This is a genomic window from Pandoraea pnomenusa (genome assembly GCF_040391475.1).
In the GTDB taxonomy this organism is placed as follows: domain Bacteria; phylum Pseudomonadota; class Gammaproteobacteria; order Burkholderiales; family Burkholderiaceae; genus Pandoraea; species Pandoraea pnomenusa_C.
In genome coordinates, this window is sequence record NZ_JBEBXS010000046.1 from 1 (window position 1) to 14148 (window position 14148).

The window sequence follows — 14148 nt, forward strand, 5'->3', positions numbered from 1 at the left end:
CCGAACCTTTACGTTGTAATCCACTACCCGTTTGACCGGTACCAGGATCTTCATGTGAACTCGCTCCAAGTTACGTTTACGTCAATCCGCTGCCATTATAACCACACGGCGCATGACGCATTTATTGCATATTTGCGGCATTTTGTGGCGAAGGTTCGTCATGAGCTTTCGACTTCCCACGAATGCGCGATCCTCGCGATAGCGGCGTCGGAGCCCGGCGGGCAAACGCTCTGTTACCTTCCCTCGGCCCCGAACGATCGTGCTATTTTTATGCAAATCGTGACGCACAGCCAGCGTCGGTGTGGTGCATTTCCTCTAGAGAAAACGCCCCGTCGCGCAGACGTCTATGATCGAATGGCGCACCCGATAATTGCAGCGCCGTCGCAGGCACGACGGCCACCGGCCCGTGCGCCAGGAGGAGACATGAGCACCTCGTATACGGCATCGCGTCTGCAGGCCAGCGACGGCCTTTCCCTGCACGTTCATACCTGGCGCCCGGCCAACGCCGGCGGAGCAAGCGCCGAACCGGTGAAGGCCGTCGTGGCGATCGTACACGGCATGGGGGAACACGGCGGACGCTATGGCCGACTGGCGGAGCACTTCGCGTCGCTCGGCATCGCCACCGTCACCTACGACCTTCGCGGACACGGGCGCTCGGATGGCGCTCGCGTGTTCGTCAAACGCTTCGACGAATATCTCGACGACACCGAGATCTTCCTCACACAAGTGCGCACCACCTTCGGCCCGGCGCCACTGTTCCTCCTCGGCCACAGCATGGGCGGCGCCATTGCCGCGCTTTACGTGATCACGCGCGCGCCGGCCAACGTTTGCGGGCTCATGTTGAGCAGTCCGGCACTGGCGCCGGGCGAACCGGTCGCACCGTGGATGGTCGCAGCAGGTCGCTGGGTCTCGCGCTGGCTGCCGAAGGTGCCCGTCTTCAAGATCGATCCGGCGATGATCGCGCGCGACAAGGAAGTCGTGAGCGCGGCGAAGCAGGACCCGCTCAACGCCTATCGCGGCACCCCGGCGCGCACCGCCGCAGAACTGCTCGACGCCATGTCGCGCATTCACGCCAACGCCGACGCCCTGCATCTGCCGCTCTACGTCTTTCACGGTACCGCAGACCGGCTCACCGCACCGTGGGCCAGCGAGCAGTTCCACGGCAACGCGGCGTCGCAGGACAAGACATTGCGTCTCTATCCCGGTCACTTTCACGAAACGCTCAATGACCTCGACCGCGAAAAGGTCATCGGCGAACTGACACAGTGGCTCGTGCAGCATCTACCCGCCGAGAAAGTCACATCGCCCGCAGTGGCACACGACAGCGTCTGAACGCGATTGGCGACGACGCGCAGCACGTTGCGCGCCCTGCCCCGCGCGACACGCTGGCCGCCCGACGCACGCCGTGCGCGGAACCCGGCACGCGAGGAGGGTCTCGTCGCGCTGCCGCTCACTGCGCGTTACACTAAAGCCGTGTGGAATCGCGAGGAGCCTCCGGCATGCAAGCGCAGACGAAATACTCGCCGCAAACGGTCACCGGCATGCATTTCTGGACGCCGACGATCTTCAGCATCACGGCCACGCGCCCGCCCGGCCTGACATTCACGCCGGGCCAGTTCGTGCGTATTGGCCTGCCTGGCGACGATGGCGAACTGATCTGGCGCGCGTTTTCCTTCGTCAACTCTCCCGCCGAAGATACATTGGAGTTCTACGCAATCACGGTGCCCGGCGGGCAGCTCTCACCGCGTCTTGCACAACTCAAGGTCGGCGACGAACTGTTCGTCGATCACACGTCGTATGGCTTCCTGACGCTGGACCGCTTCACCGGCGGCGACGACCTCTGGCTGCTGGCCACGGGCACCGGCCTCGCGCCGTTCGTGTCGATCCTGCGCGACCCGGCAGTCTGGCAGCGCTTCGAGCGCATCTTCCTCGTGCACAGCGTGCGGTGGGAGCGCGACCTCGCCTACTACGAGGCACTCAAGCACTTCTCGCATCCGGACATCGATCCGTCGCTGATCGGCAAGCTGCGATTTGCGGTGAGCGTGACGCGCGAAGCGACACCCGGCGCATTGTCCGGACGCATCACGTCGTTGCTGGCTTCGGGGGAACTGGAAAAAACGATGGGCGCGACGCTCGATCCGGCCACGTCACGCATCATGGTGTGCGGCAATCCGGACATGATCAAGGAATTGCGCGCCTGGTTCACCGACCACGGCTATGCGGTGAGCCGCACGGCAACGCCCGGGCCGTTGGTGTTGGAAAAACAGTGGTAACGGCAACGAGCGCGTACCGGTACGGGGCGCGTAGCGAACCGCAGTGCCCTGGCTTGCGTTAGTCGGTCGGCGTCGCCCAATCGGGCGGACGCTTCTCGATGAATGCCTGCACGCCCTCCAGCGCGCTCGCGTCCATCATGTTGCACGCCATCGTCTGCCCGGCCATCTGATACGCGGCCTCGATGCCGGTCTCGGCTTGCCGGTAGAACAGTCCCTTACCGGCCGCTACCGCCGCAGCGGGCTTGGCAAGAATCGAACGGCAGAGCACCGCCACTTCCGTGTCGAGGCGCTCCATAGGGACCACACGATTGACGAGGCCACGCTCTCGCGCCGTTTGCGCGTCGATGAAGTCGCCCGTCAACAACATCTCCATGGCCTGCTTGCGCGTGAGGTTGCGCGACAGCGCCACACCGGGCGTGGCGCAGAACAAACCGACGTTGATACCGGACACCGCGAAGCGCGCCGCCGACGTTGCCACCGCGAGATCGCACATCGCCACCAGTTGGCAACCGGCCGCCGTGGCAATGCCGTGAACACGCGCGATCACCGGCTGCGGCATGCGCTGCATCGTCAGCATCACGCGCGTGCATTGGTTGAACAGCTTGCGGTAATAGTCGAGCGACGGCTCGGCACGCATCTCCTTGAGGTCGTGCCCCGCACAGAACGCCGGCCCCGCCGCCGCGAGCACGACGACGCGCGCATTCGCATCGCGCGCCACCTCGTCGAGCGCGTGCTGCAGCGCGTCGAGCATCCCCTCGGAGAGGGCGTTGAATTGACGTGGGCGATTGAGTGTGAGCGTGACCACACCCGCGAGGTCGCCCTCGCCGCGCGTCACAAGTACCAGAGGCTCGGCGGTTGCCGCCGACGTGTCGGATGCCGTCATGCTTGTCTCCTGTGCCGCGTCTGCATGCACGGCATCGTGAACGTCCGCTCGATCTGCTCGAAAGGTGCCGATTGGCCCGATTGGTGGCCCCGCAGGCCGCACTGACCCGACGGAACGCGGCAGCTCAGACGTCGGCCAGCACCTTCAGATGGGCGACGACGCTGCGTCCGAGCGCCGAGAGGTTGTAGCCGCCTTCCAGACAACTGACGATGCGTCCCTTGGCGTGACGATCGGCGATCGCCTTCACACGCTCGGTGATCCACGTGAAGTCGGCCTCGGTCAGGCCCAGCCCGCCGAGATCGTCTTCTCGATGTGCGTCGAAGCCCGCCGAGAAGAAGATCATCTCCGGACGAAACGCGTCGAGTCGTCCCAGCCATCCGTAGTCGATGGCTTCGCGCGCCTGCATGCCGGAGGTGCGCGCGGCGAGCGGAATGTTGAGCATGTTCGGCGACGGATCGACCGCGCCCGAGAACGGATAGAACGGATGCTGGAAGATCCCGCACATCAGTACGCGCTCATCGTTGGCGAATGCCGCTTCGGTGCCGTTGCCGTGATGCACGTCGAAGTCGACGATCGCCACGCGCGAGAGCCCATGCACTTCGAGCGCGTGCGCGGCGGCAATCGCCACGTTGTTGAACAGGCAGAAGCCCATTGCGCGCGTGGGCGTGGCGTGGTGACCCGGCGGGCGCACGCTGCAGAAGGCGTTCTCGAGTTCGCCGCGAATCACGGCATCGGTCGCGGCGACGGCCGCACCCGCTGCACGCGTGGCGGCACGCCACGAATACGGGTTGAGCAACGTGTCCGGATCGATCGGGAAATAGCCCGACTCGGGAATGTTGTCGCGAATGAAGTCGATGTGATCCTGCGTGTGCACGAGTCGCAGGCTGGCCTCGTCGGCCACGGGCGCTTCACGGCGCTCGAGCAGGCCATCGATGCGCCCGGCAATCAGTTGGTCCTCGATGGCACGCAGCCGCTCCGGACATTCGGGATGCCATTCGCCCATCTCATGACGGACGCAATCGGGGTGCGTATAAAACCCGGTAGCCATGCGTTGTGTCGCCTATCGCTTCGAATCGTTATATTGGGATGGGCGGGGAATGCCCGCCGTGCCGTGGTCTCACACGTCCGGTAGCGGCCGGGCGTGGTGCCTGGACACATTGCGCCGATGCTTGCGCATCACTGGCACAAGCGTGCCGAAGACCGGCATTCCCCATGTGCACTGTCGGTGACAATGCACAGGCCTAAAGGTATCACAGGTGCACTCGGTTATACTGCCAAGCAGTCTCCCAGCAGACCCGTGTCAGCCGGTAACGGCGCATCTCCCGAAATTCGGGACAGCCGGAACTGGCATGAATGGTTGACGCTCTGGACAGGAACGCGTGTCGCGTGACTTCGAACCCCTTCGAATCACCCGACGCTTCCGTGTCGAAGCATCAACGCGACTAACGCGACGGCAGTTCCCAGCGGCTGCGTCGCATTCGGACTTCATACAGGCCTGACAGACAGCATGACATCACCGGTACGGATGTACGACTCACTCTCGCTGGCGCCCTCGCGCCTCCCCCATCGACCGGACACTGGCCGCCCACGCATGGCCATCCTCGGCAAACTCCCCCGCTCACCGTGGTCTCGCGGCATGCGCACGCTCGGCGTGGCGCTCTCGTTGTGCCTCGGCACGCTCGCGCTGACAGCGCCTGGCGTGCACGCACAGTCGCGCGGCAAGCAGGTGGCGCAAACGGAGTTCGAAGAGGAAGTCGTGCCGCAACGCTACGCGGCAAACCCCGAAGTCGACGCGTTCATCAACGACATTGTGGCGCGCGACGGTTTCGACCGCGCCGAGCTGCAGCGCATGTTCTCGCGCGTGGTGTTCTCGCAGACGGCCGCACGCCTGGCCGCACCGCCCGCCACGCCCGGCCAGAAGAACTGGACGAAGTACGAGAAGAACTTCCTCGACAACACCCGCATCAACGGCGGCGTGCGCTTCTGGAATCAGAACGCCTCGGCGCTCGCACGCGCCGCCCAGCAGTACGGCGTGCCCGAAGAGATCATCGTGGCCATCATCGGCGTGGAGACGATCTACGGGCGCAACATGGGCAACTTCCGCACCATCGACGCGCTGACCACGCTGGCCTTCGACTATCCGCCCGCGCGCAATCGCTCGGAACGCATGGCGCTGTTCCGCAATGAGCTGGAGAACCTGCTGCTGTATGCACGCGAGCGCGGCGTCGACCCGTTCAGCATCTATGGCTCCTATGCAGGCGCGATCGGCATTCCGCAGTTCATGCCGTCGTCGATCCGCAATTACGCGGTCGACTTCTCCGGCGACGGCAAGATCAATCTGACGACCGACGTGGCTGATGCCATTGGCAGTGTGGCCAACTTCCTCAAGCAGCATGGCTGGCAGGCGGGCCAACCGGTCGTGTGGAACATCGCCGCCGATCGCGGCAGCCAGGGCCTCGCCGAAGCGGGTGCCGACGGACAACCCGAGCCGCACTGGAAGCTCGGCGACTTCATCAAGGCCGGCATGTTGATGAACGAGCCGCGGCTCGACATCGGCGCAAAGCTCGACACGCCGGTGCTCATCGTCGACCTGCCCACGCCGGGACAAGCCACGCAGTACCGCATGGGCCTGAACAACTTCTACGTGCTCACGCGATACAACCGCAGCTTCTTCTACGCGATGTCGGTGTACGACCTCGCCGACGCGATCAAGGCCGCACGCGCGCCCTGACGTTTTCGACAGCGACAAAAAAACGGGACCCTCGGGTCCCGTTTTTCGTTGACGTGTCGTGAACCGCGCGGCCGTCGGAGTCGTGCCTGCGCTTGCTGCGCTTACGCCGGGAACACACCCGTGGACAGATAGCGGTCACCGCGATCGCACACGACGAATACGATGGTCGCGTTCTCGACTTCGTGCGCGAGATTGAGTGCGATCTGGCAAGCCCCGGCAGCCGAGATACCGCAGAAGATGCCCTCTTCCGCCGCGAGACGACGCGCCATGATCTCGGCGTCCGCCTGCGTGACAGAGACGGTGCGATCCACGCGGGCGCGGTCGAAAATCTTCGGCAGATAGGCTTCCGGCCACTTGCGAATGCCCGGAATACGCGAACCTTCGGCAGGCTCCGCACCGATGATCTGCACCGCCTCGCTTTGCTCCTTCAGATACTGCGACACGCCCATGATGGTGCCGGTCGTCCCCATGGCGGAGACGAAATGGGTGATACGGCCTTCGGTGTCGCGCCAGATTTCCGGTCCGGTCGTTTCGTAGTGCGCCAGCGGGTTATCCGGGTTGGCGAACTGATCGAGGATGATGCCCCGACCGTCGCGCTGCATTTGTTCGGCCAGATCGCGCGCATATTCCATGCCGCCCTTGACCGGCGTGAGAATGATCTCCGCACCGTAGGCGCCCATGCTCTGGCGACGTTCGATGGAGAGGTCTTCCGGCATGATGAGGACCATCTTGTAGCCGCGAATGGCGGCAGCCATCGCCAGCGCGATACCGGTGTTGCCCGAGGTCGCTTCGATGAGCGTGTCGCCCGGCTTGATGCGCCCACGCAATTCGGCGTGCTTGATCATCGACAGTGCCGGACGATCCTTCACCGAACCCGCCGGGTTGTTCCCCTCGAGCTTGCCGAGAATCACGTTGTTGCGGCGGCGAATTTCGTCGTCGGGCAAACGCACCAGTTGCACCAGCGGCGTGTTGCCGATGGTGTCTTCGATAGTCTTGTAGGCCATTGCGCTAAGCTTTTTCGGTCGGGAATCGAAACATTCTAATCCACCGGCCTTCACCGCGCTCGTGTCGGAGTTCCGGCCGGGCGGCGCGCGATGCGCGCCCGGCCACCCACGGGACTGGCTTGCGTTACAGCTTCGGTGCGCTGGCCGCCGACGGTGCCTTCGCTTTCTTCGACTTGGATGACTTGGCGGGCGCAGCGTCTGCCGCGGCCGCCGAGGCCGTGGCGGGGGCTGCGGCGGCTTTGTCCGTCTTGTCGGCCTTGTCAGCCTTGGACTTCTTCGACTTCGACGAGGTCGCCGGGGCGGCCTGCGTGGCGCCCGCTGCCGGCGCCGATGCCGCCGCAGGTGCAGCCGCAGCCTTGTCTGCCTTCGACTTCTTCGACTTGCTGGTCTTCGAATCCTGCGCCGGGGCGCCCGGCGTTGCGGTAGCGGCAGCCGTCGCAGCTGTCGCAGCCGTTCCGGCGGCAGGCACCGGCGTCGGCGCCTTTTGCGCAGCGGTCGCAGGCGCCGGCGCAGCGGGTGTCACGGGCTTGGCAGGGGTCGCAGGTGCGGCAGGGGCCTGGGCAGCAGGCGGCGTCGGCTTGGCCGCCGCCGCAGGCGTTTGCGCGGCCGGTGCGGGGGTCTGCGCTGTCGGCGTCTGGGGTGCCGGTGACTTCGCCGCCGGTGCCGGTGCCGATGCCGGCGCAGCGCCACCGCCTTGCCCATTGATCGTCATGCCTTCGGTCTGGAGTGTCGAAACGGACTTCGTACCGAGCCCCTTCACGCGCTTGGCGACGTCGGCCGCGTCCTTGTAGGGACCGTGGGCGTTACGTTCGTCGATGATGGCCTTGGACTTGACCGGCCCAATGCCCTTGAGCGTTTCGAGCTGCGCCTGATCGGCGGTGTTGATATCCACGGCAGCCGCCGCCAGACCACAGAAGGCGAAAAAGGCAACCACCGCCAGCAAAAGTTTGCGAAGCATGATGTATTCCTTATGAAGTCACTCGGGACGACATCCCCCACTCGAGACACCCCCGATATCCCCTTAACGCCCCAGCGTCCACTCGGATGACAGGCCAGGTGCATGACGTCGGACCCAAAATGAAACGGGGAGCCGTTCTGGCTCCCCGAAGGTCCCGCAATGCCGTGCAGGCGGCCTCGACGCGTTATTGCGCCTATTGCGCCATCAACCAGCGGACATAGCGCGAAACCCCCTCTCCGACCGTGTAGAACGGCTGCTGATAACCGCCCTCCTGTCGCAGATGCTCGATGCTTGCCTGCGTGAAGCACTGGTACTTGCCGCGCAGGGCGTCCGGGAACGGGATGTACTCCACCAGCCCCTGCTTGACCATGTCGTCCAGCGCCAGCGGCGCTTCGCCCGCCTCGTCGCGCAACGTATTGATCACCGCAACCGCGATGTCGTTGAACGGCTGCGCCCGACCGGTGCCGAGGTTGAAGATACCGCTTCGCTCGGGATGGTCGAAGAAGTGCAGGTTCACCTTCACGACGTCCTCGACGGACACGAAGTCACGGCTCTGCGTGCCCGCTGCGTAGCCGTTGTATTCGCCGAAGAGCTTCACGCGGCCGTTGGCACGGAATTCGTTGAAGTTGTGGAACGCCACCGAAGCCATGCGGCCCTTGTGCGCCTCACGCGGACCGTACACGTTGAAATAACGGAATCCGGCGACCTGGCTCGGCAGCTTGCCGCCCGCCTCGCGCATGGCGCGACGCACGATCTGGTCGAACAGGAACTTCGAATAGCCGTACACGTTCAGCGGCTTCTCGTACTCACGCGTCTCGACGAACGTCTCGGACGCGCCGTACGTCGCGGCCGACGAGGCGTAAAGGAACGGCACGGTCTGCGCCTGGCACGCCTCGAACAACGCCCGCGTGTAGCGGAAGTTGTTTTCCATCATGTAGCGGCCATCGGTCTCCATCGTGTCGGAGCAGGCGCCTTCGTGGAAAATCGCACGCACGCGGCCGAACTCGCGGCGCTGGAAACGTGCCACGAAGTCCGTCTTGTCGAGGTAATCGCTGATCTCGCAATCGACCAGATTGCGGAACTTGTCGGCGCGCGTGAGGTTGTCGACCGCCACGATGTCGGTCTCGCCGCGCTCGTTGAGGGCTTTGACGAGGTTGGCGCCGATAAAGCCTGCGGCGCCGGTCACGATGATGGTCATGTCAGGTCGGAAAAGAGTTCGGTGTAGTCCACGGTCGCGGTGCCCAGCTTGCCCACGACGATACTGCCCGCGCGGTTGGCGAGCACCACGGCCTGCGCGAGCGGCAGACCGGCGGAGAGTGACGCGGCGAGCGTTGCGATAACGGTGTCGCCGGCACCCGAAACATCATACACTTCGCGCGCTTGCGCCGGCACGTGCAGGGCGCCGCTGTCGGTGAAGAGCGTCATGCCCTCCTCCGAGCGCGTGAGCAGCAGGGCTTCGAGACCCAGCGACTCGCGCAGGTTCTGCGCGCGCACCGTGAGGTCGTCTTCGGAGCGCCATTCGCCCACGACCTGCTGCAACTCGGCGCGGTTCGGTGTCAGGATCGTGGCGCCGCGATAGCGCTCGTAGTCGCTGCCCTTCGGATCGACGAGCACCGGCTTGCCTGCCGCACGCGCCGCTTCGATCATCGGCTGAACGTGCGTGAGGCCGCCCTTGGCGTAGTCGGAGAGCAGCACAACGTCGTAGCTCGCGAGCAGTTGACGATACTGATCGAGCACCGCAAGCAGGACTTCGCGCGTTGGCAGGTTCTCGAAGTCGATGCGCAGCAGTTGCTGCTGGCGCGACACGATACGCAGCTTGATCGTGGTCGCCAGATCAGCATCACGCGTGACGAACGCCGACACACCGCTCGTGTCGAGCAGATCGACCACGCGATCGCCCGGTTCGTCCTTGCCGAGCACACAGAGCAGGCCCGCTTGCGCGCCCAGCGACGTCGCGTTCAACGCCACGTTCGCCGCGCCACCCAGACGCTCCTCATTGCGCTTGACGTGCACGACCGGCACCGGCGCTTCGGGGGAAATACGATTGACATCGCCGAACCAATAGCGATCGAGCATCACGTCGCCGACGATCAGCACGCGTGCGCGGCTGAACGCCTCGCGAGGCACGGTCGGCACGCCGGGGGCCTGCACCGTGCGCGTAAGCGAAGTTGCCGTGGAAGTCATCCGTCGCTCCTCGAGACTCAGGCGGACTGATGCAGGCCACGGCCGATGCCGTGGTACTCGATGCCCAGTTCCTGCATGGCTTCCGGATCGTACAGGTTACGACCGTCGAAAATCAGCGGGAGCGAGAGCGCCGACTTCACCTTGGCAAAGTCCGGGCTGCGGAAGGCCTTCCACTCCGTGACGATGACAAGGGCATCCGCACCGGTGAGCGTGTCGTTCTGCGACGCGCAGAACTCGATGCGGGCGTGAGCCGCGGCGTCGTCCGCAAAGTCCAGCGCGATCACGCGACGCGCTTCTTCCTGCGCGACCGGATCGTAGGTACGTACACGCGCACCGCGACGGATCAGCTCGGCGATCACGCGACGGCTCGGCGCTTCGCGCATGTCGTCGGTGTTCGGCTTGAACGCCAGGCCCCACAGCGCGAACGTCTTGTCCGAGAGGTCTTCGCCCAGGCGCGCAACGATCTTGTCGATCAGCACCGCCTTCTGCGTTTCATTGACTTCCTCGACCGCATTCAGGATACGCAGCGGCAGACCATAATCCTCGGCCGTGCGCACGAGCGCCTGTACGTCCTTCGGGAAGCACGAGCCGCCGTAACCGCAACCGGCATACAGGAAGTGATAGCCGATGCGCGGGTCCGAGCCAATGCCCTGACGCACGTCTTCGATATCCACACCGACGCGATCGGCCAGGTTGGCCAGCTCGTTCATGAACGAGATACGCGTGGCCAGCATGGCGTTGGCGGCGTACTTGGTGAATTCGGCCGAGCGCACGTCCATGTACAGCGTGCGTTCGTGGTTACGGTTGAACGGCGAGTACAGGCGCTTCATCATCGCGCGCGCCTGCTGGCCGTCGGCGTCGTCGTCCACGCCGATCACGATGCGATCCGGGCGCATGAAATCGTCCACGGCCGCGCCTTCCTTCAGGAATTCGGGGTTCGAGACGACGGAGAACGCCACGTCCTCACCGCGCTTGGCGAGTTCTTCGGCCACGGCGGCACGCACCTTGTCGGCCGTGCCGACCGGCACCGTCGATTTGTCGACGATCACCTTGAAGCTCTTGGCGTAGCGGCCGATGTTGCGTGCGGCGGCGACCACGTACTGCAGGTCGGCCGAGCCGTCTTCGTCGGGCGGGGTGCCCACGGCAATGAACTGCACGTCGCCGTGCGCGACCGAGGCCTCGACGTCCGTCGAGAATTGCAGACGGCCCGCTTCGCGGTTACGCGCGATGACTTCCTGCAGGCCGGGTTCGTGAATCGGCACGCCGCCGTTGTTCAGGATCTCGATCTTGCGCGGATCGACGTCGAGACAGAACACGTCGTTGCCGACGTCCGCAAGGCAAGCGCCCGTAACGAGGCCGACGTAACCGGAGCCGATGATGGTGACTTTCATGATTGCGCGAACTTAAAGAAATTAGGAGGCCGCCGGCACGTCGGCACGTCGCGGCGTATAGGTCTCCCAGCCATTACAGCCGGGGCACTGCCAATAGAACAATCGCGCGCGGAAGCCGCACTGGTCGCAGACATAGCGCGGCAGCGATTTGGTGCGCTGCGTGATGAGTTTGCCCATGAGTTGCAGATCCGACTGCGTATCGCCGTGGGCCGTGGCGGCGTGCGCTTCGAGCAGGCGCGCCATGCCCGGCGCGCTCGGCGCCCGGTGCATCTGTTCTCGCATGAGCGTCAGCGCGGCATCGGGGCCCTCGAGGGCCACCGTCTTCTCGTAGACGATCTCCAGCAGATCGTCCGACGGATTCTTGTTGAGCGCGTCGCGCAGCACGGCCAGCCCTTCCGGGGCCCGGCCCAGCGCCTCGTACGCACGCATCAGACGTTTGGCCGCCAGGCCAAGATACACCGGGTTCTGCTGCTCGATGGTGCTCAGCACGCGCAACGCCCCTTCGGCGTCGCCCGCCGCCAGCAGCATGTCGCCGCGCAGCAGCGGTGCACGCACATTGGCAGGATTGACTGCCAGTGCGGCGTCGAGCTCACGTGTGACGGCGTCCGCATCCTTGCGCTGCAGCGCTTCCTGCGCCAACTCGCAATGGAATTGCGCGATCTCCTTGCGGTAGGAGACGGCCGGATCGAGATCGCTCAGCGTCTCGGCTTCGGTCAGCGCCTTGTGCCATTCCTTTTCGATCTGATAGATCGTGAGCTTGGCGTGCTGTGCGGCCTTGGCGTAGGCGCCGGTATGCAGCCGGCCGAAGGCATCTTCGGCACGATCGAGCAGCCCGGCCTTGAGGAAGTCGTGGCCAAGTTCGTAAAGCGCGTGCTCCTGATCGGATTGCGGAAGATCGTCGCGCGAGAGCAGGTTCTGATGCACGCGAATCGCGCGCTCGGTCTCACCGCGACGGCGAAACAGGCTGCCGAGCGCGAAGTGCAGTTCCGTGGTCTCGGGATCGAGCTTGGCGACTTCGATGAAGGCGTCGATCGCCTTGTCGGGCTGTTCGTTGAGAAGGAAATTCAGCCCGCGGAAATAGGAGGCCGGCAAATTGCGGCTCTCGGAAAGCAGACTGCGCAGATCCAGGCGCGCGGCTACCCAGCCGCAGCCGAAGATCACGGGGATGGCCAGTAGCCACCAGACCTCGAATTCCATGAATGCGTGTTGTCGTTGAAACAGTCGAAGAGGATGGCGAGCGTCGTGCGCTGCGCCGCCGTCGCGTCAGACCGGCGGCAGCATCGGCGGCTGATCGCTCGCCTCCGGGTCCCGCTGCGCCCGGGCCAGATCACGCCGCGTACGGCGCAACTCCATGCGTTGCCGCATCAGGCTCGGCAACGTGGCGAGCACACCGATGACGCCGCCCACGACGAAAAACGCCAGTCCGATCATGATGAGCGGTGCCGTCCACGTGTGCCCCAGGAACAGGTTCAACGTGACTTCGCCCGTGTTGGCGAGCGCGAGACACAGCAACACCACGAACACGATAAGACGAACGATCCAAACAATCAGCTTCATGCCGAAAGGCTCCTGCGGCAGGATTGCCGTATGTTTTGCGACTTGCGCAGCACGCGCACGCGACACCGATACCGTCGACGCACCCGGCCGGCACGTGGGCGTATTGTACCGGATGTGTCCTGTGAGGCGTCGTTACTGCATGGCCCCTCACATTTCCGTCAATTGTGCGCACCCGCTATCGCACAACGCCCGCGCCAGACGCAAAAAAAGCGCCCGAAGGCGCTTTTCTTGCGTAGTAGATCCCAAAGGGCCTTATTGGTCCGACGCCTTGTGATCAACCCGCTCTCGCAACTCCTTGCCGGGCTTGAAGTGCGGCACGAATTTCTCCGGCACCATCACTTTTTCGCCCGATTTTGGGTTGCGGCCGACGCGCGGTGGCCGACGGTTGAGCCCGAAGCTGCCGAATCCGCGGATTTCGATTCGATGACCGCGCGCAAGCGCATCGGCCATCGCGTCGAGAATCGTCTTCACCGCGAAATCGGCGTCCTTGAGCACCAACTGGGGAAACCGCGCCGCCAACTGGTTGACCAATTCAGACTTGGTCATAGGCCTTGGACCTTACTGATTCTGGCTGTCCAGCTTGGCCTTGAGCAGCGCACCCAGGTTCGTGGTGCCGCTCGCTGCCGAGCTATCCGACGACAGCTTGCTCATTGCTTCTTGCTGTTCGGCCGAATCCTTAGCCTTGATCGACAGGTTGATGTTGCGCGACTTGCGATCGATGTTGACGATCATCGCATTGACGGCATCACCTTCCTTCAGCACGTTACGGGCATCTTCCACACGGTCGTGCGAGATTTCCGAAGCGCGCAGGTAGCCTTCAACGTCATCACCCAGCGACACGACGGCACCCTTCGGATCGACGGCCTTGACGGTACCGTCAACGATCGAGCCCTTGTCGTGGATCGCCACGAAGGTGTTGAACGGATCGCCTTCGAGCTGCTTGATACCCAGCGAGATGCGTTCCTTCTCGACGTCGATGCCCAGAACCACGGCTTCGACTTCGTCGCCCTTCTTGTACTTGCGCACGGCTTCTTCGCCAGCTTCGCTCCACGACAGGTCCGACAGGTGGACCAGGCCGTCGATGCCGCCCGGCAGACCAATGAACACGCCGAAGTCGGTGATCGACTTGATTGCGCCCTTGATCTTGTCGCCCTTCTTGAAGTTGCG

Annotated in this window: 14 protein-coding genes; 3 read left to right on the forward strand and 11 right to left on the reverse strand. The window is 64.2% G+C overall.

From position 1 onward, the window contains the following. Window positions 1-423: 423 nt before the first annotated feature. Both ABWO90_RS24795 and ABWO90_RS24800 read left to right on the forward strand, forming a co-directional pair. The gene (locus ABWO90_RS24795; RefSeq protein ID WP_353193870.1) at window positions 424-1332 is read left to right on the forward strand and encodes an alpha/beta hydrolase; all 909 of its coding nucleotides are present in this window, start codon (window positions 424-426) and stop codon (window positions 1330-1332) included. 167 nt (window positions 1333-1499) lie between these two features. After that, window positions 1500-2273, forward strand: a complete 774-nt coding sequence (locus tag ABWO90_RS24800) for a ferredoxin--NADP reductase (protein ID WP_353193871.1) — start codon at window positions 1500-1502, stop codon at window positions 2271-2273. Window positions 2274-2331: 58 nt separating this feature from the next. Here the strand turns inward: ABWO90_RS24800 and ABWO90_RS24805 are convergent, their stop codons facing one another. Continuing rightward, window positions 2332-3156 (reverse strand): enoyl-CoA hydratase, encoded by an 825-nt coding sequence (locus ABWO90_RS24805; protein WP_353193872.1) that lies wholly within the window; start codon window positions 3154-3156, stop codon window positions 2332-2334. A gap of 124 nt (window positions 3157-3280) precedes the next feature. Next, window positions 3281-4204, reverse strand: coding sequence for a histone deacetylase family protein (locus ABWO90_RS24810; protein ID WP_353193873.1), 924 nt, complete (start codon window positions 4202-4204; stop codon window positions 3281-3283). A gap of 459 nt (window positions 4205-4663) precedes the next feature. On the opposite strand from ABWO90_RS24810, the gene mltB reads away from it, so the two are divergent. Then, the gene (gene mltB / locus ABWO90_RS24815; RefSeq protein WP_353193874.1) at window positions 4664-5887 is read left to right on the forward strand and encodes a lytic murein transglycosylase B; all 1224 of its coding nucleotides are present in this window, start codon (window positions 4664-4666) and stop codon (window positions 5885-5887) included. 101 nt (window positions 5888-5988) lie between these two features. On the opposite strand, the gene cysM is transcribed toward mltB, so the two are convergent. The 9 genes from cysM to ABWO90_RS24860 all read right to left on the reverse strand — a co-directional run. Beyond that, window positions 5989-6891 (reverse strand): cysteine synthase CysM, encoded by a 903-nt coding sequence (gene cysM / locus ABWO90_RS24820; RefSeq protein WP_353193875.1) that lies wholly within the window; start codon window positions 6889-6891, stop codon window positions 5989-5991. Window positions 6892-7015: 124 nt separating this feature from the next. Next, complete coding sequence (locus ABWO90_RS24825) at window positions 7016-7849, reverse strand: ComEA family DNA-binding protein (RefSeq protein WP_353193876.1); 834 nt, start codon at window positions 7847-7849, stop codon at window positions 7016-7018. Window positions 7850-8042: 193 nt separating this feature from the next. Next, window positions 8043-9047 (reverse strand): ADP-glyceromanno-heptose 6-epimerase, encoded by a 1005-nt coding sequence (gene rfaD, locus ABWO90_RS24830; RefSeq protein WP_353193877.1) that lies wholly within the window; start codon window positions 9045-9047, stop codon window positions 8043-8045. Next, entirely contained in the window at window positions 9044-10033 is a 990-nt protein-coding gene (gene rfaE1 / locus ABWO90_RS24835) for a D-glycero-beta-D-manno-heptose-7-phosphate kinase (RefSeq protein ID WP_353193878.1), read from the reverse strand. Before rfaE1 ends, rfaD begins: the two co-directional genes overlap by 4 nt. Window positions 10034-10050: 17 nt before the next feature. Further along, entirely contained in the window at window positions 10051-11424 is a 1374-nt protein-coding gene (locus ABWO90_RS24840) for a UDP-glucose dehydrogenase family protein (protein WP_353193879.1), read from the reverse strand. Between the two features lie 21 nt (window positions 11425-11445). Next, entirely contained in the window at window positions 11446-12621 is a 1176-nt protein-coding gene (lapB, locus tag ABWO90_RS24845) for a lipopolysaccharide assembly protein LapB (protein WP_353193880.1), read from the reverse strand. A gap of 66 nt (window positions 12622-12687) precedes the next feature. Next, a complete protein-coding gene (locus tag ABWO90_RS24850; protein ID WP_353193881.1) occupies window positions 12688-12981 on the reverse strand; it encodes a LapA family protein in 294 nt (97 codons plus the stop codon). A gap of 252 nt (window positions 12982-13233) precedes the next feature. Beyond that, window positions 13234-13527: an integration host factor subunit beta gene (locus tag ABWO90_RS24855; protein WP_017232087.1), complete on the reverse strand. Its 294-nt coding sequence runs from the start codon at window positions 13525-13527 to the stop codon at window positions 13234-13236. Window positions 13528-13539: 12 nt separating this feature from the next. Continuing rightward, the coding region (locus ABWO90_RS24860) for a S1 RNA-binding domain-containing protein (protein ID WP_353193882.1) at window positions 13540-14148 on the reverse strand (609 nt) is incomplete at its 5' end.